This is a genomic window from Mesorhizobium sp. WSM4810, from assembly GCF_055811235.1.
Genome location: NZ_JBVVQV010000001.1, coordinates 421,002 through 441,199, shown reverse-complemented (window position 1 = coordinate 441,199; position 20,198 = coordinate 421,002). Strand labels below are relative to the sequence as shown.

At 61.1% G+C, this 20,198-nt stretch carries 19 protein-coding genes; 5 read left to right on the top strand and 14 right to left on the bottom strand.

Annotated features, from left to right (window positions below; all coding sequences use genetic code 11):
* The first annotated feature begins 142 nt into the window (after positions 1 to 142).
* Positions 143 to 889 (top strand): hydantoinase/oxoprolinase family protein, encoded by a 747-nt coding sequence (locus tag AC0L3O_RS02115; protein ID WP_473614640.1) that lies wholly within the window; start codon positions 143 to 145, stop codon positions 887 to 889.
* 485 nt (positions 890 to 1,374) lie between these two features.
* Here AC0L3O_RS02115 and AC0L3O_RS02110 read toward each other — a convergent pair whose 3' ends face one another.
* The 4 genes from AC0L3O_RS02110 to AC0L3O_RS02095 form a co-directional block, all read right to left on the bottom strand.
* The gene (locus tag AC0L3O_RS02110) at positions 1,375 to 1,683 is read right to left on the bottom strand and encodes a twin-arginine translocation signal domain-containing protein (protein WP_091593897.1); all 309 of its coding nucleotides are present in this window, start codon (positions 1,681 to 1,683) and stop codon (positions 1,375 to 1,377) included.
* 36 nt (positions 1,684 to 1,719) lie between these two features.
* A complete protein-coding gene (locus AC0L3O_RS02105) occupies positions 1,720 to 2,583 on the bottom strand; it encodes a ferritin-like domain-containing protein (RefSeq protein ID WP_128166475.1) in 864 nt (287 codons plus the stop codon).
* A gap of 158 nt (positions 2,584 to 2,741) precedes the next feature.
* Positions 2,742 to 3,464, bottom strand: a complete 723-nt coding sequence (locus AC0L3O_RS02100; protein ID WP_473614639.1) for an RNA polymerase sigma factor — start codon at positions 3,462 to 3,464, stop codon at positions 2,742 to 2,744.
* A 70-nt stretch (positions 3,465 to 3,534) separates the two neighbouring features.
* Positions 3,535 to 4,614, bottom strand: coding sequence for a mechanosensitive ion channel family protein (locus AC0L3O_RS02095; RefSeq protein WP_473614637.1), 1,080 nt, complete (start codon positions 4,612 to 4,614; stop codon positions 3,535 to 3,537).
* An 817-nt stretch (positions 4,615 to 5,431) separates the two neighbouring features.
* On the opposite strand from AC0L3O_RS02095, the gene AC0L3O_RS02090 reads away from it, so the two are divergent.
* Complete coding sequence (locus tag AC0L3O_RS02090; RefSeq protein WP_023797731.1) at positions 5,432 to 5,782, top strand: YciI family protein; 351 nt, start codon at positions 5,432 to 5,434, stop codon at positions 5,780 to 5,782.
* A 31-nt stretch (positions 5,783 to 5,813) separates the two neighbouring features.
* Entirely contained in the window at positions 5,814 to 7,088 is a 1,275-nt protein-coding gene (locus tag AC0L3O_RS02085; protein WP_287259100.1) for an RNA polymerase sigma factor, read from the top strand.
* 349 nt (positions 7,089 to 7,437) lie between these two features.
* Here AC0L3O_RS02085 and AC0L3O_RS02080 read toward each other — a convergent pair whose 3' ends face one another.
* The 7 genes from AC0L3O_RS02080 to AC0L3O_RS02050 form a co-directional block, all read right to left on the bottom strand.
* On the bottom strand, positions 7,438 to 7,866 hold the full coding sequence (locus tag AC0L3O_RS02080) for a YybH family protein (RefSeq protein WP_236377519.1): 429 nt from the start codon (positions 7,864 to 7,866) through the stop codon (positions 7,438 to 7,440).
* Between the two features lie 461 nt (positions 7,867 to 8,327).
* Entirely contained in the window at positions 8,328 to 9,980 is a 1,653-nt protein-coding gene (locus tag AC0L3O_RS02075) for an ABC transporter ATP-binding protein (protein WP_023797727.1), read from the bottom strand.
* A complete protein-coding gene (locus AC0L3O_RS02070) occupies positions 9,970 to 10,854 on the bottom strand; it encodes an ABC transporter permease (RefSeq protein ID WP_023797726.1) in 885 nt (294 codons plus the stop codon). The genes AC0L3O_RS02075 and AC0L3O_RS02070 overlap by 11 nt, the downstream gene beginning before the upstream one ends.
* The gene (locus AC0L3O_RS02065) at positions 10,851 to 11,897 is read right to left on the bottom strand and encodes an ABC transporter permease (RefSeq protein ID WP_023797725.1); all 1,047 of its coding nucleotides are present in this window, start codon (positions 11,895 to 11,897) and stop codon (positions 10,851 to 10,853) included. Before AC0L3O_RS02065 ends, AC0L3O_RS02070 begins: the two co-directional genes overlap by 4 nt.
* Positions 11,898 to 11,969: 72 nt before the next feature.
* Positions 11,970 to 13,577, bottom strand: coding sequence for an ABC transporter substrate-binding protein (locus AC0L3O_RS02060; protein WP_128166468.1), 1,608 nt, complete (start codon positions 13,575 to 13,577; stop codon positions 11,970 to 11,972).
* 112 nt (positions 13,578 to 13,689) lie between these two features.
* Positions 13,690 to 14,043, bottom strand: a complete 354-nt coding sequence (locus AC0L3O_RS02055) for a Rieske (2Fe-2S) protein (protein WP_023797723.1) — start codon at positions 14,041 to 14,043, stop codon at positions 13,690 to 13,692.
* 12 nt (positions 14,044 to 14,055) lie between these two features.
* Positions 14,056 to 15,138: an amidohydrolase family protein gene (locus tag AC0L3O_RS02050; protein WP_031254382.1), complete on the bottom strand. Its 1,083-nt coding sequence runs from the start codon at positions 15,136 to 15,138 to the stop codon at positions 14,056 to 14,058.
* Between the two features lie 134 nt (positions 15,139 to 15,272).
* On the opposite strand from AC0L3O_RS02050, the gene AC0L3O_RS02045 reads away from it, so the two are divergent.
* Complete coding sequence (locus tag AC0L3O_RS02045; protein WP_473534483.1) at positions 15,273 to 16,130, top strand: LysR family transcriptional regulator; 858 nt, start codon at positions 15,273 to 15,275, stop codon at positions 16,128 to 16,130.
* 89 nt (positions 16,131 to 16,219) lie between these two features.
* Positions 16,220 to 17,302, top strand: coding sequence for an FAD-binding oxidoreductase (locus AC0L3O_RS02040; RefSeq protein ID WP_473534482.1), 1,083 nt, complete (start codon positions 16,220 to 16,222; stop codon positions 17,300 to 17,302).
* Positions 17,303 to 17,664: 362 nt separating this feature from the next.
* Here the strand turns inward: AC0L3O_RS02040 and AC0L3O_RS02035 are convergent, their stop codons facing one another.
* Genes AC0L3O_RS02035 through AC0L3O_RS02025 form a run of 3 tightly spaced genes read right to left on the bottom strand, consistent with a single transcriptional unit; the run spans position 17,665 to position 20,197 of the window.
* Entirely contained in the window at positions 17,665 to 18,255 is a 591-nt protein-coding gene (locus AC0L3O_RS02035; protein WP_287225701.1) for a DUF447 domain-containing protein, read from the bottom strand.
* A gap of 3 nt (positions 18,256 to 18,258) precedes the next feature.
* Entirely contained in the window at positions 18,259 to 19,653 is a 1,395-nt protein-coding gene (locus AC0L3O_RS02030) for a DUF6513 domain-containing protein (protein ID WP_473534481.1), read from the bottom strand.
* Entirely contained in the window at positions 19,646 to 20,197 is a 552-nt protein-coding gene (locus AC0L3O_RS02025; protein WP_473477642.1) for a flavoprotein, read from the bottom strand. Before AC0L3O_RS02025 ends, AC0L3O_RS02030 begins: the two co-directional genes overlap by 8 nt.
* Position 20,198: the final 1 nt, after the last annotated feature.

The window sequence follows — 20,198 nt, the reverse complement described above, 5'->3', positions numbered from 1 at the left end:
CCTCCCCCCCCCTCCCCCCCCCCCCCCCCCCCCCCCCCCCCCCCCCCCCCCCCCCCCCCCCCCCTCTCTCCTCTCCCCCCCCCCCCCCCCCCCCCCCCCGGCCCTGCTGGATGAGATTTCAGCGCGGGTCCCAGGCGAAAACTTGATCTATGCCGGACCGTCCGGATTTGTCGGGGTCGAGCAGGCAGCGCGGCTGAGCGCCGACGTCGCCTCTGCCAACTGGCATGCGACAGCGTCATTGGTGGCGAAACTCGCCGGCGATGCCCTGTTCGTCGACATGGGATCGACCACCACCGACATCATCGCCATTAGAAATGGCGCCGTCGCCAATGACGGCTACACCGATGCCGGACGGCTGCTGAGCGGCGAACTGGTCTATACCGGCTTCACCAGGACGTTCCTGTTCGGCGTCGCCTCGTCGGCCCCCGTCCGCAGCAGGCTGACACCGCTGATGAACGAGTATTTCGCCTCGATCACCGATGCGCACCGGATCCTCGGGGTGCTCGACGAAAAGGACGACAGGCACGCTTCCGCCGACGGCAAGGAAAAGACCGTCGATGGCTCGATCGCGCGGCTGGCGCGCATGATCGGGCGCGACGCCGCCGAGCTGACCCTGCCGGAATGGCATGAAATCGCGCGCTGGTTCAGCGAACAGCAGTTGCGCAAGATCCACGACGCAGCGTCCCTGGTTGCCGGGTCCCTTGTCCCGGATGTGCCAATCGTCGGCGCCGGAACCGGCCGCTGGCAGATCAGGCGGCTGGCCGAACGCATGGAACGCCGCTTCGTCGATTTCGCCGAGATCATCCCCGCAGATGACGCCGTTCGCGGCGAAGCCAGCAGCGTCGCGCCCGCGTCAGCGGTGGCGCTGCTGGCGGGATCGCACTTGTAGGCGCTACATCATGGCCGTCCGATCAGTCGGATCGATGAGATATTTCCCCCGGCTCGAAGATCCCGACCCGTACCAGCGCAGGTCGCAACAGGGTGGAAGGTTCGCGTTCGGCACCCGCTCGGCGCATGTCCGGTTTGCGGCCCATCTCAGCCGTAGAGATCGGCTTCGCAACTTCCTGAAAGCAGACCTTGCCGGAGATCACGCTGGAGGTCGTAGTTGCGCCAATACCAGTCAGCCAGATTCATACTCGCGGATGACCGCAATGGGGCCGAAACCTGCCCTTCCGCTTTCGGGACGAAGTTACAGACAAGCGACCATTCCGCTGATCGACCCAATGCGGACGTTCGCTCTCCGAGAACGAATTCACGCCCATGACCCTAGGCAGACGCCTTACAGCCGGCCGGCCAACGTCCGCTCTGGACGTGGAAGCTGACGTCGCGTTGCTCCCGCCCGAGACATAAGGCGGGAGACCGCAATTTGTTGCATCAAGCCGGCAGCGGCTCGTGGAAACGGCACCAGCCATTTGGGCTGATTGCACCGGCAACGATCTCGCACCCGTTTGGCTCTCGGAAGTGAGTACACCCACCGCAGCGTCGGCCACGATTTGGGGTGTCCTGGTACAGCGCCAGCGCCTTGGTTGTCTTTCCGGCTGCCATCGGTCCAGTCATACAGGCTGAAAGGCCGCCGGCGCTGGCAATCGCCGCACCGGTCACAGAGACTTTCAGGAAATTGCGGCGAGACAGCGCTCGGCTTGAAGCTGCCGATCCGTGGTTCACATCATCATCTTTACTCATGGTCTTTCTCCAAGAGCAGCCCTCGTCGCAGTTGGCTCAGGTGCTCTTGAGCGTGCCGTTCATCCCTTCCGGATAGAAGCCGCCCTTGCTCACTCCGTCCTTGTCGGTGAGGTAGACGATCCGGAGCACCTCCTGCGGCGTTCTGGTGAACGCGATCGCATCGGGCGTCGACGGAACGATGTTGGCTTTTCCGTCCACCTGGATTCCCTGGTCCTTGTCTTCCGATCCGTCGATCTTGTCGCGGGCGTCGGAAACGGCGTTGGCGACCTTCCAGGCTTCCTCTCCCTTCCGGTATAGCGTCGATCGCGCCATGCCCATGTGGTAGGCCTCGACCGCCAGGATGCCTGCGGCGGCGGCGAGGAAGTCCTTGTTTTTCAGAACTGTCGCCGCCCCGGCATATGCGGTGACGCCGACATCCTCGAACAACATCCCGCCGAGAACGAAGTTCGTTTCGTTGCCGAAGGGGTCAAAGTCCGACCCGAGGCCCGCCGCTTCCGCGACGGCCTTGAAACCGGCATCGAAATCGATCGCCGGCCGGTCAACAGCGTCCGTTCCAAGCGTCTTGCGGTAGAAGCGGACGTGCGCGAGTTCATTTTCGGCGACTTCCTGCATGAATTCGCCGATGGCCGGCGTCTCGAAGGAGACTTGCTTGCCGCCAACGACGTCGCCGGGTTTCGAACCAACATCGGCTGCGTCGATGCCCATTCCGGTGGTGCCGCGGAGGTAGTATTCAGCCTCCATATATTCGAGGTTGAGCGCAAAGCGGAAAATGTCCTCGTCCGATATGTCCTGTGCCAATACCGGAGAAGACCGTGCGATTCCGCCGAGTGCCGCTCCGGCACCGAGTACGACAAGTCCCTGAAGCGACTGACGCCGGGATAGGTGAAGTGCGCCCTGCATGGCGGTCTCCTATGTTTGTTGATTCAACGCCGCTGTCAGCACCGCGGCGCCGAGTGCATTTGCCTGATGATTAGATGGTCCGGGCCGCCAAAATATTCCCGCGTCCCGCTACAACATCCCCGCGAAAGGAGCCGGCGTAATCTCGGCGTGAACGGCGTCTACGTGCGCTCAGTCGCCGTGTTCAACGGATGAGTATCCTTTCGAACCAGGCGGATTGCGAGCCGGTCAAAGACTGATTGCGCGAGGCGGTCACAACGGACGCCAGCGAAGAGAAACGTATCCGTGAACACGGTGGCGAGCTTGTCCCGCAGCGCCTCGCGGAGCAGCCGGCGTGCGCGATAAAGACGGGTGCTCACCGTCTGAGGTCGCAATGCCAAGAGAAAAGCAGTTTCCTCAATGCTCATTTCCTCGACGTCTCGCATGACAAAGACGATGCGAAAGGGCTCTGGCAAGCCACCGACGGCTCGCTCCAGGAGGTTGCGGATTTCAGCGAGAGCGGCCGCCTCTTCGGGATCAGGCTTGTGGGCGCTGAACGGAGCGACCATGCCCTCGATGGCTTTCACGTCGACGGTGGGCCGCCTTTTCCGGCGGCGTCCCAGCGCCTCGTTCAGCGCGATCCGGGTGAGCCAGGTCGACAGCTGCGCCTCCGCGCGGAATTCGGCCAGATGGGTGAAGGCGTGGATATAGGTCTCCTGAAGTACGTCCTCGGCCTCGGTGTCGTCGTTCAGGACGGCGCAGGCGACCCGGTAAAGCCGCTGATTGTGACGCTTGATGATTAACCAGAATGCGGCGGAGTCACGCTGTCGCGCGTGTTCAACCAGCCCCGCGTCGTCAAGGTCCTCGATCCTCACTGCCTCGGTGGATCCGGTCGGCTTCATCATAGGCGCTCCAGATGCATCAGCCTGCCGCGATGCGGGCGGGGTGGCTCCGCGCGGCGTGGCCTGAGGAAGTTCACCTCAAATTGCTCTTCGGAAACAGCACGCGATCGGGTTTTGCATTCATTCGCGCCAGCATTTCCTTGATCAAGCGTGTTTTGGTGCGCCCCGCTTCCTTCGGCGGCACGAGGTAACGCACGATGGCCTCGAGCCAGGTGTTTTCACTGACGCGAAAATGAACCACGGGATGCTCCCTCACTTCGAGTTCGTCCACCGGCGTTTGCGACAGGATGTGCTTATAGACCTTCACCTTCTGGCTCATGATGTCGCCGATCTGCTCGTCGACGACCTCTCTCATGGTTTTCGCTACGAATTCCAGATCGCTTTCATAAGCGAGCTGAAACTTGATTTCGTTCCAGACATAGGGAAACAGCGGCCAGGAATAGTTGAAGACCGGCGTGTCAAACACGGTGGAGTTCGGAAACTTGATGACGCGTCCGCTCGGATGATCGGTCCAAAGATGTTCGCCGCCAAATTCCCATAATGTCGTGTCGAGATAGCTGACATCAATGACATCGCCATGGGCATCGCCGATGCGAATGCGGTCGCCAACGCGATAAGGCGCCCTGGCCAAAATATAAATCCACGCGATGAAACTGGAGATCGGCATTTGCAGCGCAAAGCCGAGAATCAGTGAAATCAGGCCGAGTGAAACAACCGCAGTGTACCAGTTCACAAATAAGACTGAAATGGCCACGAAGACGATGGCGACGACGACGACTAATCGAAAAATACGTTGCAAGTTGAAGCGCGAAACACGATTGGGAATTCGGCCAATGAGAAAGACTTCGATAACATTCGCAACGGTCAGCATAACGAAAATGAGAAGGCCGCCCCTGACGTAGTTCAGCACGCGAACGCGCAAAGGCGCGTCAAGCCATTCTAAGCGCCAATTGATCAGGACTTGGATGCCAAAAAGCAGCAAGGCAGCGGCAGCGAAACCAACCGTCCACCAGACGTCTTCCTTGCGTAGGCTGAAGCGGAATTTTTCCTCGGGCTTTTTCGCCTTCTGTTCCATAGTTTTTGGGTCAGCAGTCTGTTGCGCGGCCCGTTCGAGTCGGGAAAGGTTCTCCTGTTTCTTGGCGCGCGGTTCCATGGGTTCACCTCCCGATGTGGCCATCAACACCCAGCCAGTGCCTTCTCGTTCCTCGACGGCGGCATTCCGGCAAACGACCCAACGTCAGTCGCTGACTGGCTCCCTGCCGGTCCCCGACAGCTGGCCTTCATTCCGGCGGGCCCGTCTTTGGTGAAATAGGGCGGCAAGCACGTCGCCACCATATTCGGCAAGTGCCTTATAGCCCAATCCGAAATTAAGTTGAATTTGGTATCAGCAGCTCCCCGATAGCTCACCGGTAGAGATCTCGACTGTTCATCAAGCGGCCGTTGGTTCGAATGCAACTCAGCCTTCATCGGCCGGCGCGTTTCTTGCGTGAGGCGGACTTCGCTCCTGCGGCGGGATCATGCCGGCGGATAGCCGCCAATCCATTGGATTGCACGTATTGACTCGAGCCCATCACAACGACTGAGCGAAAGGCGGGATTCGGGATCGAGCTGAGCGTCGACGAACGGCTGAGATTAGGCGCGTTGCTGCCATTCGCAACGCCGAGAATGAAGGTCTCGAATGGGTCAGAACCGACCGTTAAATTGACGGACGTCCAACGGCGGAAGTCGAGCCCTTGGCGGAAGTTAGTACCAGCCTCCTAGGCGCCAAAATAACGCGGCAACGGAACTCACGACGTTGGACGTTAGATGGGGTTGGTCAATCGACCCTGTTCACTCGCCCATCGTCTTTAGAGCCCGGGCGTGATTTATTCAAAGCGCATGTCGATCCGCCGGGGGCTGGTTCGTCGACTTATTAGCGAGACTGTTCAGCGGCCACCACGTCCGCGGCTCGCCTCAGGAGGAGTTCTCAAATGCGCTTCATGTCGTTCGTCACTTCCGCCCACGCCGGACCGCCAACGGCGGAACTCATCGAGGCGATGAACAAGCTCGCCGACCGGGAAATCAAGGCCGGCCGCATGGTCGACATGGGCGGGCTCACGCCGGTCGCGATGGGCGCGCAGGTGCGCATCGCCGAGGGGAAGCTCAGCGTCATCGATGGCCCGTTCGTCGAGGCGAAGGAGGTCATCGGCGGCTACGCGATCATGGAGTTCCGGAACAAGGAAGAGGCTGTGGCATCGGCGGTCGAGTTCATGCAGCTCCACAAGGATTTCATGCCGGATTGGGAGGGCACGTGCGAGGTCCGCGCGTTTGCCGGCCCTTGAGGCGACGTTCCTGCAGACGCGGTCGGCGGCCATGACGGTCGCCGACGCCCATCGCACGATCCTCGCCGTGTGGCGGATCGAGCAGCCCCGGCTGATCACCAGTCTGGCGAGGATGCTGCGCGATGTGCCGTTGGCCGAGGATTTGACGCAGGAAGCCCTGCTGGCCGCCCTTGAGTGGTGGCCCGCCACAGGCGTTCCGGAAAAACCCGGCGCCTGGCTGATGGCGACCGCCAAGCGCCGGGCCCTGGATCATCTGCGCCGCAGCCGGATGCTCGAGCGCAAGCACGACATTATCGCCTGGGATATGGAGGAGGAGCAGCAGGCCATGCCCGACCTCGACTCGGCCCTGGACGACGACATAGGCGATGAACTGCTTCGGCTCATCTTCACCGCCTGTCACCCGCGACTATCGCGCGAGGCGCGCGCGGCGCTGGCACTGCGGATGATCTGCGGCCTGACAACACAGGAGATCGCCAGGGCCTTCCTGCTGCCGGAGGCGACAATCGCCCAGCGCATCGTGCGCGCGAAGCGGACTCTTTCGGAATCGGGGCTGGCCTACGAGACCCCAAGCGGCGAGGAGCTCTCAAAGCGGCTCTCCTCGGTGCTGGAGGTCGTCTACCTCATCTTCAACGAAGGCTACACCGCGGCGAGCGGCGAGGACTGGCTGCGCCCCCAGCTCTGCAATGAAGCGCTTCGCATGGGCCGCGGGCTCACCTCCATCGTGCCGCACGAGCCCGAAGCCCATGGACTGCTCGCTCTGATGGAGCTGAACGCCTCGCGCACGGCGGCGCGTACTGATGCAGGGGGCGAGCCAATCCTCATGCTGGACCAGAACCGCGCACTCTGGGACCAGCTCCAGATCCGGCGCGGGATGCAGGCGCTCGGGCGAGCACGCGAATTAGGCGGAGCCGGCGGCATTTACGTCCTCCAGGCGACGATTATCGCCTGCCACGCCCAGGCGAGGACAGCGGGCGATACCGACTGGTCGCGCATCGCCGGACTTTATGCGGAACTGGCGGCTGTCGTGCGCTCGCCAATCATTGGCCTCAACCGCGCGGTTGCCGTCGGCATGGCCGAGGGGCCAGAAGTGGCGCTGGCGATCGTAGACCGCCTTGCGCGCGAGCCGGCGCTCAAAGGCTATCACCTGCTGCCGAGCGTTCGCGGCGACCTCCTCCACAAGCTCGGCCGCTACGAGGAGGCGCGCGCCGCGTTCGAAGCAGCCGCGGCGCTGGCGGGCAACAGGCGGGAACATGCCCTGTTGAGGCGGCGCGCCGCCGAGGCGGCCGACGCAGCGATGTCATCATAATCCCTGATCAGACAAGGACATGATCGACCCAGGATCGACTGCTTCCGGGCATTTGTCATTTTCCTGCAAGATCTGACTTGGATATCGCGGAACGTCCGCTGTCCCACCCGGCCCGAACTTCCAAGGTGAAACGGCAGCTTAGGGTCAGAACCGCTGGTTGCGCTCAATGTGCGATTTTGGGAACGGATATAGGCTCCCGAACGCTTCTGACATTCAGCCTCTAAGCCGCAAGTCCGCCAACGGCCGCAAGGCTGACTGTCAGCAACGCGCCGCCAAATCGACCGTTCAACTACGAACCCTTGCCGCGTGAAAGCCGACATCCCTGTTGAGGACGTTAGGCGTTCCGGAACTACGGCAAGAGATCCGTCACAGCGCGCCCACTTCCGTCCATTGCCATAGGGAAGCTGGCATGTTCGTGGATGATTTTCCAAGAACCGGCGATGCGCCTTAGCACGATGGTTCGCCGGCTCCAGGAGTCGACCTTTGTGCCATCGGTCTTGATGCCAGTCATGCGCGACAGCCCGAAGGCCACTGCAAGATCGCCGTCGATCATGAGCTGCGGGTCAGCCATGTGAACGGTGACGCCGTTGCGCCAAGTTGCAAACCAAGCATTTATCCCTTCGATGTCGCGTGCCTGTTCGCCTCGATAGGCAAGCGGCGGCGGCAGATCGAAAACCACGACATCCGGGTCCATGGCATCGACGTTGGCGCGGGCGTCCCCCTTGGCAGTTGCGTCTTCCTGGCCCCGGATGACAGACAAGACTTCCTTTTCAGACATATCGTTGCTCCTTCATTTTCTGGAACGACGAGGCCGGGGCGATCAATCCGACATCGACACCATTCGTAACAAATATGGCCGGTCCTAGCTGCTGTTGCATCGTGGCATCATCGGGGCTCTAGTGGCCCACCACGAGTGCCAATACGACTAAGAGCCCGACCAGCAAGATGGCTGGTCGAACGACATCAACCGCGGCGGGTTGGGGCATGGCGGGTGGCGTCTTTAGTTCCAGCTGAGTTATCAACGCGGCATGAGACTTTCGATCATTGGCCCCACTCGTGCACCGGCAGCATGCCGCGTGGTTCACGAGTTAGCCGGCGTGGATCGCCTCACTTCGACCATTGAGATGGCCGTTGCTACTGCCTGAAAGCAGACATTGTTGCGACCATTCTGGACGTCGCGGTTGCGGCATAACCGACGTTCGCGCGAGAACTGGAGCCAAGCGGTCAATACGTTGGGATTCAGTTCGCCGCGCCGACCCGCTTGCGCTCCCGGGTTTCCAGCAGCTTCGTCAGCCAGTCTGGATCCATCTCCGGCACGGAGGAGAGAAGCAGTTCGGTATACGGAGCATGCGGCGGCGTCAGGATTTCGGTCTTGAGCCCCTGCTCGACGACTTTGCCTTGATGCATGACGACAATTTCGTCTGCGATTGCCCGCACCGTCGCGATGTCGTGCGTGATGAAAATGTAGCTGACTCCGAATTCTTGTTGGAGCCGCATAAGAAGCTTCAGGATCTCTTCCTGTACGATCTGGTCGAGGGCCGAGGTCACCTCGTCGCAGATGATGAGCTCCGGATTAGCAGCCAGCGCCCGGGCAATGCAGATGCGCTGCTTCTGACCGCCCGAGAGTTCGCCCGGCAAACGGTCGAGGAAGCTTTCGTCCATCTCGATCATGTGCATGAGTTCGCCAACGCGGCGGTCGCACGCCGCCCCTTTGAGGCCGAGATAGAACTCGAGTGGCCGGGAGATGACCTCCTCGACGGTCTGACGCGGATTGAGCGCGTTGTCAGGCATCTGATAGATCATCTGGATGCGGCGCAGAATGTCTTTGGGCCTTTCTTTCAGTGTTCTTGGCAAACGATGCCCCGCAAATGAGATCGAGCCCGAGACCGGCGGCAGCAGGCCGGTGATGACGCGGGCGAGCGTTGATTTACCGGAACCAGATTCACCGACGACCGCTACCGTCCGTCCGCGCGGCACCTTGATCGATACATCCTGCAGAACCTTGACTTTCCCTGCGTAGGCGGCGGTGATGTTATCGATCGTGAGCAGATGGTCCGCGGCCGGCACTTCGGGTTTGGCTAGCTTTCGCACCGCCCAGAGCGTCCTCGTATAGTCTTCGGCCGGCGCCGCAAGCATCTGGCGTGTTTCGGCCTCCTCCACAGTACGGCCATGGCGCAGAACCATGATCCGGTCCGCCATCTGCGCAACCACCGCCAGATCATGCGTGACGTAGATCGCGGCAGTGTTGAACTCTTCGACAATCTTGCGGATCGAGGCGAGGACCTCCACCTGTGTGGTCACGTCGAGCGCCGTCGTCGGCTCGTCGAAGATGATCAGGTCGGGCCGGCAGGCCATCGCCATCGCGGTCATTGCCCGCTGCAACTGCCCTCCGGAGACCTGGTGAGGATAGCGGAAGCCGATGCTGTCCGGATCCGGCAGGTGAAGACGCCGGTAAAGTTCGATGGCATCCCGATTCGCTGCCTCGCGACTGGCGATCCCGTGCGCCACGACCGTTTCGACGGTCTGATCGAGGAGCCGGTGGGCCGGGTTGAAGGAGGCGGCCGCGCTTTGCGCGACATAGGCGATGCGCGAGCCTCTGAGCCGCCGCCGTGCGGTTTCGCTCATGGCGAGGAGGTCGATCCCGTCGAACAGGATCGATCCTTGCGTTATCCGGCAACCTGGCTTGGCATATCCCATCGCGGCAAGCCCAATGGTGGATTTTCCGGCGCCGGACTCGCCTATGAGGCCGAGAACCTCACCGCGCTTTAGCGAGAGATCCACACCGCGAACGATCGGGTGCCAGCGCTCGTCGGAAAACCCTTCGACGTGAAGGTCGCGAACGCTGAGGAGTTTCGTTCCCTTTTCGCGTGGGCCAGAATCCTTACTTTTCATCGCGCAACCCGCTTGTCGTGTGCAGGAACCAATCGACAACGAAATTCACAGAAACCGTGAGAAGGGCGATCGCGCCTGCCGGCAAGAGCGGAGTAATGTCGCCATAGGTGATGAGGGTGGCGTTTTCCCGCACCATCGAGCCCCAGTCGGCTGTCGGGGGCTGGATGCCGACGCCGAGAAAGGAGAGCGCGGCGATGGTGAGGAAAACGAAACAGAAGCGCAGACCGAATTCCGCGATCAGCGGCGGCAGCACGTTGGGCAGGATCTCCTTAGTCAGAATCCATCTCGGCCCTTCGCCACGCAGTTGCGCGGCTTCGACATATTCCATGACGGCAACATTCAGCCCGACCGCACGCGCCAGCCGAAATACGCGGGTTGAATCGAGCAGGGCGATGATGAGGATCAGGCTGGTGACCGAGGAACCGAAGATGGATAGCAACACCAGCGCGAAGATGAGGCTCGGGATCGACATCAGCACGTCTACCGCGCGTGACAAAATTTGGTCGAGCCAACCCCGGTACATCGCGGCCAGCAAGCCTAGAGTGACGCCGACCGCGAAGGACAGAAGCGTAGTCGCGAGAGCGATGCCGACCGTATTGCGCGCGCCATAGATCAGCCGGGTGAGCACGTCGCGGCCGAGTTGGTCGGTCCCGACGATGAATTCCTGGCTCCAGGGCGCGAAGGCTTCGCTGAAAACCTGCGTTTCCCCGTAGGGCGCTATCCAGGGCGCCGACAGCGCGACGAAGACATAGCCAAGGATGACCACGATGCCGAACCAGGCGCTGAAGGGAGCCTTTCTGAGTGCGGTTTTTACCCGCGAGGCGCGCGTGCGCCTTTGTCTCGGAACCGCCACGGCGTGTTCGATACTGGTCATCGCGGGTGCAAAAGCCTCGGATTGGTGGCGATGGAAATGATGTCGGCGGTCAGGTTGAGCAGGATGTAGGTTGCCGCGAAAATCAAGGCGCAGGCTTGCACGACCGGAACATCCCTCGACTTCACCGCATCGACCATCAATTGGCCGATGCCGGGATAGACGAACACTACCTCGACCACGACCACGCCGACGATGAGATAAGCGAGGTTGAAAGCAATTACCGTGACGATGGGCGCCCAGGCATTAGGCAGGGCGTGTCTGAGGACGATTGCCATTGGCGACATTCCCTTGAGCCGCGCCATGTCGATATAGGGGCTTGCCAGCATGTTGATAATCGCCGCTCGCGTCATACGCATCATATGGGCAACAATCACCAGCGTCAGGGTGATGGACGGCAGCGCTGCGCGCCAGACGTGCTCCCAGAACGGCGTTTGGTCGCTGATATTCGCCAGTGTCGGAAATTTGGGAACCAGGTTCAGGACCCAGTTGATCGAAGACGCGAGCCACTCGGGTAGGGATTGTGCAAATTCGGTTCCGATGAACGTGTCGCGCGAGATGATGAGATAGGCCAGCATATAGGCGACGAAGAATTCGGGGAACGAAATCGTCGTCAGCGTCACCGTGTTCACCACACGGTCGAACCAGCTGTTGCGATAGAGAGCGGCGAGAATGCCGAGTCCCAGCGCGAGAGGGACCGCTATAAGGGCGGTCATCACGGCGAGGAACATCGTGTTGTAGAGCCGGGGCGCAATGATCTCGGCGACCGTGCGCCGGTAGCCGGTGCGGCTTGCGAAGGAAGAGCCGAAATCCCCCTGCACGATCTGTCCGACCCAGGCGAAATAGCGCTCGACCGGCGGACGATCGATGCCGATCTCGCGCTGGAAGGCAGCGACCGTCTCGGGCGTCGCAGATTGCCCAAGCATCGCCTTGGCGAAATCGCCCGGAAGCATGGCAATCGCCGAAAATATGATGATCGAGACGATGAAGAGCGTGATCAGGCCAAGGCCCAGGCGCTGCAGAACCGTTCTAACGACCGGGTTCATGGACGGTACCTTCGAGCCTTTCCCCTGAAAACAGCGAACCGCCCGCGCCGCGGGCAGTTCGCCTGGCGAACGTCACGCGGTGGCTATCCACCAGCGCTCGGCCATCTTCAGTCCGTCATTCTCCCAGTTCGGCGCCACCTCGCCATGCGCCAGTTTCTTGGACTTGGCGCTGACAAAATTGTTGAATACCAGGACGATGGCGCCGCCGTCGTCATGCGTCAACTGCTGCATTTCTGCATACATCGCGGAGCGCTTGGCCTCGTCGGTCTCCGCGCGTGCCTGGATCAGCAGTTCGTTAAAGCGAGGATTTTTCCAGAACGTGTCGTTCCAGCTGGAATCGGCCGAGTAGGCCTGCGTGAACATCCAGTCGGCCGTTGCACGACCGCTCCAATAGGAGGCGCACCACGGTTTCTTGAGCCAGACATTGTCCCAATAGGCGTCCTCGGCCTCGCGCACCACATTGACATCGATGCCGCATTGGGCCGCCGTCTCGCGGATGAGGGCGGCTGCGTCCACGGCGCCGGCGAAAGCGGCGTCGGCGACGGAAAGGTCGACCTTGAGATTTTCGATTCCCGCTTTTTTCAGATGGAAGCGCGCCTTTTCCGGATCGAACTTGTGCTGCGGCTCCGGATTGATGGCGAACTTGATCGCCGGTGCGATCGGGTTGTCATTTCCGACGGTTGCATGGCCAAGGAAGATCTTCTGCGCGATTTCCTCGCGATCGATGGCCCATTTCAACGCCATGCGCACATCGGGGTTGTCGAATGGCGCCACCGTCACGTTCATCGGCAGCGTGTAATGGCCGTATCCGGTGACCTCGAGGATTTCGATATTCGGCTTGCGCTTCAGCATACCGAGCGTTTTCAGGTCGGCGCGGCCGATATAATCCACCTCGCCGGTTGACAGCGCCGCCATACGCGCTGCGAGGTCCGTGATGGCGATAAACTCCACCTCGTCAAAATAGGGTTTGCCGTTCTTGAAGTAGTTGGGATTGCGCTTGAGCTTGGCCGAGACGCCGGGCTGAAAGTTCTCAAGCACGAAGGCACCGGTCCGGACGCCCGATTCCCAGTCCGCCTTTCCGTCCTTGGCAGGCATGACGACAAGGTGATAGTCGCTCATGATATAGGGAAAGTCTGCATTGCCGCTGTTTAGTTTAAAAACGATCGTTTCCGGACCGTCCGCCTTGATATTGGTCACCGATTCCAGCAGCGACTTCGCCGCCGATTTGGTGTCGACTCCCATGTGGTATTGCATCGAGGCGACCACGTCGTCCGCTGTTACGGTCTTGCCGTTGTGGAAGGTCGCACCTTTGCGCAGCTTGAAGACCCATGTCGTCGCGTCGTCCGAGGTCTCGAAGCTCTCGGCAAGGTCCGGTTGGATGCTGCCTTTCGCGTCGACCTCGGTCAGGCTGTTGGACATGGCACCCGAAAAGGCGGTTTGCGTGAAGGTGTCGAGATAGCCGGCCGGATCGATCGAATCCGTCGTCGCGCCATGTGCCATGCCGAGCTTGGCGAAGCCGCCCCGCTGCGGTTCCGCCCGCGCCACGGTCACGAAGAGCTTGTCGCCGGCGGCGACCGTCAGGCCGGCCGCCAGCCCGAGCTGGATGAAATCACGGCGTGAAACCTTGCCGCGGCCGATCAGGTTTTGCGCCAGGCGGAGTTTATATTCAGATTCTGACACTGCTTCCTCCCATTGCGGATTTCCCGCATTCTTGTTGTTGGCATTATCGAGCAGATCTGGCGGATTCAGCCGATTTGCCTCCTTTCGATTTTCAGCGTTTTCGACACAAATCTTACGCCGTTACATAGATTTCACCAGCTTCCACCGTGACCGGGAATGTTCGGGCACGTACGCCCGGATCGACCAGGGCCGCACCGGTTTTTATGTCGAATTCCCAACCGTGCCAGGCGCAGCGCACGATCTCGTTCTCGCGGTGATAGATGAACTGCGCTTGGTCGACCGGCGCCGTGGTTCCGCATTGCGGTCCCTCGCAAAGCGGAGCGCCTCGGTGCGGACAAACGTTCAGCAAGGCATGGAATGAATCTCCGATGCGGAAAACCCCGACTGAAAGGCTGCGGATTTTAGCGATGTAGGGAGTTCCGGTCTCGATTTCGTCGACCCGGCAAATGTATGTTTTCTCAGCCATTGTCTGCTCCCGTCAGGCGGCATTAGCCGCTTGCGTGCGGGGAATGCGTTTATAGACCTCGAGCGCATTCAACCCCATGATCTTGCTCCTCCAGGCAGGCGGGATGTGCAGCGTGTTGGCATCGTCATAATCCCAATGCGGGTAGTCGGAGGCAAACATCAGCGTGTTCTCGCCGTCCATCGCTTCGAGAGTGGACCAGAGATGCTGTATGTTCGCGGGCTGCTCCAGCGGCTGCGTGGAAAAGCGGATATTGCGCCGGCAATACTCCGAGGGCAGCATCTTCAGCCACGGCGTTTCCTTGCGCAGCGCTTTGTAATCTGCGTCCAGACGCCATAATACCGATGGAACCCAGGCCACACCGCACTCGATGATCACGAAATACAGGTCCGGCCATTTTTCGAAAACGCCATGCGCGATCATGCTTGCCACATGCGACAAGGCCGACATGTGAAGAATAGCGTGCGTCTCCCAGAAGAAGGTCGTGGGAGCCGGTGCCACCGCGTTCCAGTTGATGCCGCCATGGCCGCCCAGGTGGATCGCGAATGGCAGCCCGACTTCGGCGCAAGCCTCGAAAATGGGATGGTAGAACGGATCACCGTAGGGTTTGACCGAGCCCTGGGAGGCCAGAACCTGCACCATACGCGGATGGTTGCCGAGGCGGCGGATCTCGGCTGCTGCGAGCTTCGGATCCTGCGGCGCGATGATGATGGAGCCCATAAAACGACTGTCTTTGGGAAGCCATTCGGCGATTTGGTAGTCGTTATAGGCGCTGACCAGTGCACTTGCGTAATAGGGATTGGCCAGCGTGGAGGCTTCGATCGGCTCGTCGCCGGTGAGGATAGCGGCTCCGACATTGTATTTGTCGAGGTGCTTTTCTTTCATGACGAGATAGTTGTCGGCCTCCGTCTCGGGCCTGACGTCCTTCCGGGAGAAATCCTGCGGGTGAAACCACGGACGGTGACCGTGGGGGAAGGCGCCTCTCGGACCAGTTTTTTCGCCTTCTGTGAACATGTCTTTCCAGACGCCGGAAAGATATGGCTCGAGCACCGTAGCGCTCGACCAGTAATTGTGACAATCGCAATCGACTATGAACACCCTAACCAACTCCCCTGGCGCGGCAGGCCGGCTAACCCAGCCGGCTTCTTCAACCGCAGCTTCCGCCTTGGGAATTATTTGATCAAGCTTGTGATCTGAGGTAATACGATCGGATTTTTCGATCGCGAGGCCACATGCAGCTGGATCACATTGAGACCTTTCTCGACATTATGGAGTCGCGAAATTTCAACCGTACGGCCGATCGTCTTGGGGTTACGCAGTCGACGGTCAGTACCCGCATCAGGAACCTAGAGCAGGCCATCGGTTCGGAGCTCTTCCTGAGGGGACGCGCCGGCGCCGAACCGACCGCGGCGGGGCGACGTTTCGAAGCCTATGCGCGCGCGATGCTGTCGACATGGTCTCAGGCCCGCCATGACGTTCGGGCATTCAACCGGTTCGAGGGCACCTTGCGCGTCGCTGCGCAGGTCGGGATGACGCGATCGATATTGCCGGGTTGGGTGGAAACTCTGTTCCAGGTGCTGCCGAAATCGTCAATTCACGTAGAGTCCGACTACTCGCCGCAGATGATTTCCGACTTGAGCTTGGGAAACCTCGATATTGCTGTGGTTTACGCGCCCCGATACCTCCCTGAAATCTCCTACGATCCTCTCATGGTTGAAGAATATGTGATGGTGTCTACGACGGCCAGGATCCTGTCGGAGGTCAACGCGGATATGTACATCCGGCCGGGCTACACGGTCGCGCTTGAAAAAACCCACGCCGAGGCGCTGCCGCAATTGGCGATAGGCCGTCTTTCGATGGGCTCGGAAACCCTCGCCGAAGCGATGCTGCGGCGCATGGGTGGCACTTGCTATATGCGCAGTGACGATGCTCGGCGGTATACCGCCGAGCGGCCGTCTTTTGTGGTCGAGGGCGCGCCCGCGCTTCAGCAGCCGGTTCACACCGCTATTTTGGCGCGCCGCAAGCACGAGCCGATCATCCGTAGAGGGATTCGCGCGCTCCATCTGGCCGTTATGTCCATGGAAAGCTAGATCGAAATATCCGATTGTAAAGCCGACATCTGCCGCTTTTTTGAAAGTATCCCGGCTGCCATTCTGGTCGGGTCAAGCAGAGTCCAATCATGAACGCGCACGCTCCCTTTTCGGCCACCGATTTCGCTCCAGCGCTGCGTCAACGGCAATGGGCGGAGAGCTCAAGACAGTTCGTGCGCTGCCGGCGCGTCATCGATGAGATACACGACGTTAAGACATTCGTCTTTTCAGCTGCTTCTGGCCACATGTTCAGCTTTAGTGCAGGCCAGTATTTAGTCCTGAACCTGACAATCGACGGCACCCGGGTAACGAGACCGTACTCGGTGTCGTCGCCGCCGACTCGACCGCTCGACCTGCAGATCACGGTGAAGCGGGTGAAGGGCGGGCTTGTTTCCAACTGGCTTCACGACAATCTCCGGCCGGGCCACAACATTGAAATCGAAGGGCCGGTCGGACGTTTCAACTTCGACGATCTACCATCCGAGAAGCCGCTTTTCCTTTCGGGCGGCAGCGGCATCACTCCCGTTATGTCGATGCTGCGGGCGCTAACCGACCGGGCATCTGGCCATGACATCCGTTTCATTCACTGCGCTCGGACGGCGGACGACATCGCCTTCCGCTCCGAGTTGGAGGCGCTCGCCGCGCGATTCTCCAATGTCGATGTAAGCTTCATCTGCAGCCAGGAAGGTTCGGCGTGGCAGGGCCTTTTCGGTCGCATCGACGGCCCCATGCTCTTGCGGCTGGCTCCGGACCTTCACCAGCGCACGTCTTACGTTTGCGGCCCCGAGCCGTTTATGCAGACGGTTCGGGCCTGTGTCGCGGAGATCGGCATCGCACCCTCCCAGTATCACGAGGAAAGTTTCGGCGGCGCCGTGGGCAATTCGATGGCTCCTCAATCGGCTGCCGCTGGCCCGACTTGTGTCCGTTTCGCCCGGTCTGGCGTGGAGCACCTGTGTGCGCCTGGAGAGACTCTGCTCGATGCGGCGCGCAATAGCGGCCTCTACATCCCTACCGCATGCCAGCAGGGCATTTGCGGAACCTGTCGGACGGTCAAGCTCTCAGGTGACGTCGTGATCGACGACCTTGGAGGACTCAGCCTTGAAGAGAAGGCGGCTGGTTATGTGCTGGCTTGCTGCAGCCGGCCGCTAGGCACCGTTTGCCTCGATCTCTGACCTCATTGCGAATTGATGGCCAAGCCCGGCGTTGGGGGCATGCCAGTGGCTCACATGATTGGATAAACGGCGCGCGCACTCATGAGTCGGTTCCGGCAACCTGCGCTTGGCCGCTGGATCCTTTGAATGTCGGCTTTCGGGCGGCATCGTGCGGCGGGAATGGTCGGATTGGGGTCAGATCGCGTCGGTACCCGCGGGGGGCTGAAGGGCCGCTTCTTATAATCCGGGCCCCATTCCGGTCATCGTCCATACCGGGCTCAATGACCGCAAAGGGTCGAACACCGCCGTTTGAGATCAGCGCCACCGTGTACCACGCTAAACCACGTCGGCCCGGACGCTTACCCAGGTTCAGCATATCCGGTTCAGCCCCGCGCATCCTCGCCGCTGGCATCCTCGGCCGCAAGGTGATCGCCGACCCGCTGTATCAGCCAGCCCCAGGCTTCTTTTTCGCCCTCGCCCGCGGTCTTTTCGATGGCAATCGAAAGGTAGGCGATTTCCGCCTCGATCTTGTCGCCCGGCAGCATGCCGAGCCGGCTGACCAGGATGGCCAGTTCCAGCACCGCCGCCTTGGCGCGGTTGAAGCCGGTGAACGGCGCATGCGTTTCCTCCCGCACCACGCGGCAGAAATGGCGAGGCCGCATGGCATCGTCGTCGACAGTTTCGACTTCGAGGACCGAATGCGCGAGCGCCGCTGCGAGACGCGGCACCGGACACCCGTCGACGGCAACGGTCGGCCAATGCTTGCGGCCAGTCAGGCAGCCGGCAAAGATGCGGACGTCATCGGTGTAATTGGCGATGGCGAACGGCACTTCGGCGAGATTGTCGAGCGTGATCGACGGCCGGAACGGGGCGATGACCCAGCCGTCCTTCTCGGCGATAATGCCGATCGGCGCGATGTGGACGCCCCCGGCTTTGCTGACGGTGGTGATGATCGATTCGCGAATGAATGGCATGGTTCAGCGATCTTTCTTCGCGCGAAGCGTGTGGCCCGCTTCGGCAAGGCGGCTGCGGTCGGTTTCGGGAGCCGGCGCGGCAACGCCCCATGCGAGCGGCTCGTCCTGCACATAGCGCTTGCCGAGGCGCCACGCGATCTCGGCCTTCATCAGTTCGGCGCCGAGATAGAACGCGTGTGCTCCATCCGCCTCAACGCCAAGCCCGGCAAAGAGTTCGAACGCATCCGTGGCAACCGCGTGCCCCTTGCCGTTGAAAACATGGATGCCGTCCTCCGCGGTCATGATGCGGAAGTTGGTGTCACGCACCTCGGCCGCGAGGGCTGCGATATCCTCGGTCGAGGCGGTGAACGGCTTGCGATCGTGAACCTGCAGCAGCCCTGGATGATAACTCCGCGGCAGCGCACCGTCACTCTTGGCGGCAAACAGGATGCGGCGGGCAATGTCGTGCTCCTCGATCGTTCGCAGCGTATGCGGGCTGACATGCACGGCAAGCACGTTTCGGATCTGAAGTTCCGAGCAGAGCCCGGCCAGAACCGCGGTGACGCCGGAACTGTCGGCGTCGGTCAATTCGGTGAGATTGCCTGTCCCCATCAGCAGCTCGACCTCAGGCCAGCGGCGTCGCGCCTCGATGAAACGCCCAAGCGAGGCGGCAAAGCCGAAATGGATCGGATCAAGCACCGGATCGGCGAGGAAGCCGACGCCGGCCTTCTTTGCCGCTTCGATGGCCCGGCCAAGCGAATCCAGGTCACCGGGCGTGGCCGGGATCAGCACTGGCACGGCCTTGTGGTCGAAGGCCAGCGGCAGCGTGTTCTCATCGAGGCTGAGAAGGTAGTCCGCACCGGCGCCTGCGCCGATCGACAGTTCGTCGGTGCTGGCGGAATCGACGCTGACCAGAAATCCCTGTGCCTTCAGCTCGCGCACCGCCTCGTCCAGCAACGGAAACGGTGTTTCCGGCAGGCAGCCGAGATCGATGATATCGGCGCCGGCCGCGGCCAGCGTCCGTGCTCTCGCCACCAGCGCCTCGACCGACAGCATCGGCGCATCGACGATTTCGGCGAAGATGCGCATGTCGTGACGCGAAAGGTCAGGCGGCTCGCCCGCCCGGCCGAGAAAGGCCGGCAGATCGGCGATCTCGTCGGGCCCGCGGACGAAGGGCACGCCGAAATGGTTCGACAGATGCTCGATGTCGCCGCGATAGCGGCCGGGCAGGATGACGCGGTCGGTGCCGCCTGCCAGGCTGAGTCGCCGCTTGATGATGTCTTCGCTCATCAGCGCCGCGACCTTGACGCCGATGTCGATGATCTCCCAGGCAAATTCGGTTTCGCCCAGTCCGGCCAGCAGCCTTTCCAGCCGGACCTTGGCCAGATGGCCGGTAAGAAAGACCAGCCGCTCAGCCATGGCTTGCGAGTTCGGCGTGGCGCCGCCTGACCGAGGCTTCGAGATCGGCAAGCGACTCGACCACCTGGGTTCGCTCAAAACTCTTCAGCTGGTTGGTATTCTCCAGGTCGATGCTGCGCGGATAGACCTTGACCAGCCCATGCGGCGCCTTGGTTTCGAGTTCCGGCGCGGTGTCGCAGGCAAAGACGATGGCCGGCACCCGGCATTTTCCGGCCTGGGCAAAGACGTTGGTGGCGAGCGTGTCAGAAATGCCGTGCACGCATTTGGCGACCGTGTTGGAGCTGGCCGGCGCCACCACCACCGTATGATAGACGCCGTGATAGAATTCGCCGACCGGGATCGCGCTCGCCGTCTTGTCGTGCAGCACGCGCGTCGTCTCCGGGAAATCGAGCTTGAGCTTGTACATGCGCAGCACTTCGTTGGCGGCTTTCGACACAAAGACATCGCAATGCTCGATCTGGTGGATGAGTGCAAAACTCTCCGTAAAAAAATGACCGGAACCGGTCAAAACCCATGCCCAGCGCGGCGTATGCAGCGTCGCCATC

What these genes read in the sequence shown, in the direction of transcription:
- AC0L3O_RS02030 (WP_473534481.1), bottom strand. Translation starts at nt 19,653, where the DNA reads ATGGCTGAGCGGCTGGTCTTTCTTACCGGCCATCTGGCCAAGGTCCGG.
- AC0L3O_RS02065 (WP_023797725.1), bottom strand. Translation starts at nt 11,897, where the DNA reads ATGAACCCGGTCGTTAGAACGGTTCTGCAGCGCCTGGGCCTTGGCCTG.
- AC0L3O_RS02025 (WP_473477642.1), bottom strand. Translation starts at nt 20,197, where the DNA reads ATGGCGACGCTGCATACGCCGCGCTGGGCATGGGTTTTGACCGGTTCC.
- AC0L3O_RS02045 (WP_473534483.1), top strand. Translation starts at nt 15,273, where the DNA reads ATGCAGCTGGATCACATTGAGACCTTTCTCGACATTATGGAGTCGCGA.
- AC0L3O_RS02085 (WP_287259100.1), top strand. Translation starts at nt 5,814, where the DNA reads ATGACGGTCGCCGACGCCCATCGCACGATCCTCGCCGTGTGGCGGATC.
- AC0L3O_RS02070 (WP_023797726.1), bottom strand. Translation starts at nt 10,854, where the DNA reads ATGACCAGTATCGAACACGCCGTGGCGGTTCCGAGACAAAGGCGCACG.
- AC0L3O_RS02040 (WP_473534482.1), top strand. Translation starts at nt 16,220, where the DNA reads ATGAACGCGCACGCTCCCTTTTCGGCCACCGATTTCGCTCCAGCGCTG.
- AC0L3O_RS02105 (WP_128166475.1), bottom strand. Translation starts at nt 2,583, where the DNA reads ATGCAGGGCGCACTTCACCTATCCCGGCGTCAGTCGCTTCAGGGACTT.
- AC0L3O_RS02055 (WP_023797723.1), bottom strand. Translation starts at nt 14,043, where the DNA reads ATGGCTGAGAAAACATACATTTGCCGGGTCGACGAAATCGAGACCGGA.
- AC0L3O_RS02080 (WP_236377519.1), bottom strand. Translation starts at nt 7,866, where the DNA reads ATGTCTGAAAAGGAAGTCTTGTCTGTCATCCGGGGCCAGGAAGACGCA.
- AC0L3O_RS02100 (WP_473614639.1), bottom strand. Translation starts at nt 3,464, where the DNA reads ATGATGAAGCCGACCGGATCCACCGAGGCAGTGAGGATCGAGGACCTT.
- AC0L3O_RS02110 (WP_091593897.1), bottom strand. Translation starts at nt 1,683, where the DNA reads ATGAGTAAAGATGATGATGTGAACCACGGATCGGCAGCTTCAAGCCGA.
- AC0L3O_RS02090 (WP_023797731.1), top strand. Translation starts at nt 5,432, where the DNA reads ATGCGCTTCATGTCGTTCGTCACTTCCGCCCACGCCGGACCGCCAACG.
- AC0L3O_RS02075 (WP_023797727.1), bottom strand. Translation starts at nt 9,980, where the DNA reads ATGAAAAGTAAGGATTCTGGCCCACGCGAAAAGGGAACGAAACTCCTC.
- AC0L3O_RS02035 (WP_287225701.1), bottom strand. Translation starts at nt 18,255, where the DNA reads ATGCCATTCATTCGCGAATCGATCATCACCACCGTCAGCAAAGCCGGG.
- AC0L3O_RS02095 (WP_473614637.1), bottom strand. Translation starts at nt 4,614, where the DNA reads ATGGAACCGCGCGCCAAGAAACAGGAGAACCTTTCCCGACTCGAACGG.